The following is a 959-nucleotide window of genomic DNA, read 5'->3' as shown; positions in this document are numbered from 1 at the left end:
CACGTTTCGTTGTTTTTTCGCCTTGTTTAGCGTATCGATAACTAGTTGTATATCATGACGATGGCTAATATGATAAGCTACAATTTCATTGTTATAAAGGTCCTTTATGGCGGATAGATATAGCTTTTTCCCATTAAAAATAAGGTAAGTAATATCTGTTACCCATTTTTCATTTGGTTGTTCCGCTTTAAAATCTCGATTCAAGTAATTCTTTGAGACTACATATGCTTCTTTTGATACAAAATAAGGTCGTTTTTTTCTGATAATTGCTTTAAGTTTCATCCTATTCATTAGTCGTTGAACTCTCTTGTGGTTTACGACGATCCCATGTTTCATCTTTAACCACACAGTTATTCTTCGGTATCCGTAGATACCCTTCACTTGGTTATAACATTCCAAAATTTTATTCTTTATTTTTTCATCTTCTATCTCCTTCGGAGAAGGATTGCTTTGCCTTTTTAACCACTTGTAATATCCGCTTCTAGATACTTCCGCGATTTTACACAGTAGCTGTATTGAACGCATACCTTTGGACATTTCTTGTATGATTTCATATTTTTTGTATGCTGGTGCAGCTTTCATCCCTCCTTTAACATTCCCAATAGCTTTTTTAGCATTTCATTCTCTGTTTCTAAATATTTGATTCTTTCTGTAGGCTCCTTTGGACAATTTTTAGGTCGCCCCTTTGTTCCTCCAGTAGCCTTTCCACGTTTCTCTTCTAAGCCTTTGATACCCTCTTCTTTGAAACGTTTTACCCATCTACGTACGTTTTTTTCATCAATGCTTAGTGTTTTTCCTATTTGGGTATAACCCATGCCTTCTTTAAAATATAAATCTATAGCCTTTTTCTTAAATGTTTCATCATATGTTCTTCTAATTTTCCCCATAAAAAAATCCCCCTTATAGTAGACAGGATATAAAGCTTTCTTTTTTCTGTCTACTATAGGGGGAGCATATCA

2 protein-coding genes are annotated in these 959 nt (G+C 34.3%); both read right to left on the bottom strand.

What is annotated here, in order from left to right; all coding sequences use genetic code 11:
- Nucleotides 1–582, bottom strand: a 582-nt coding sequence (locus tag MR168_RS32985; RefSeq protein ID WP_242291765.1) for an IS3 family transposase, incomplete at its 3' end; no start/stop codon positions are given.
- On the bottom strand, nucleotides 579–887 hold the full coding sequence (locus MR168_RS32980; protein ID WP_086411305.1) for a helix-turn-helix domain-containing protein: 309 nt from the start codon (nucleotides 885–887) through the stop codon (nucleotides 579–581). The genes MR168_RS32985 and MR168_RS32980, both read right to left, overlap by 4 nt.
- Between the last annotated feature and the right edge of the window lie 72 nt (nucleotides 888–959).

The organism is Bacillus cereus group sp. BfR-BA-01356, from assembly GCF_022663635.1.
Lineage (GTDB): Bacteria > Bacillota > Bacilli > Bacillales > Bacillaceae_G > Bacillus_A > Bacillus_A cereus.
The sequence above is the reverse complement of the archived record's forward strand: the minus strand, read 5'-3'. Positions and strand labels throughout refer to the sequence as shown.

Excerpts from the sequence above, each read along its gene's own strand:
- MR168_RS32980 (WP_086411305.1), bottom strand. The coding sequence starts at position 887 with ATGGGGAAAATTAGAAGAACATATGATGAAACATTTAAGAAAAAGGCT.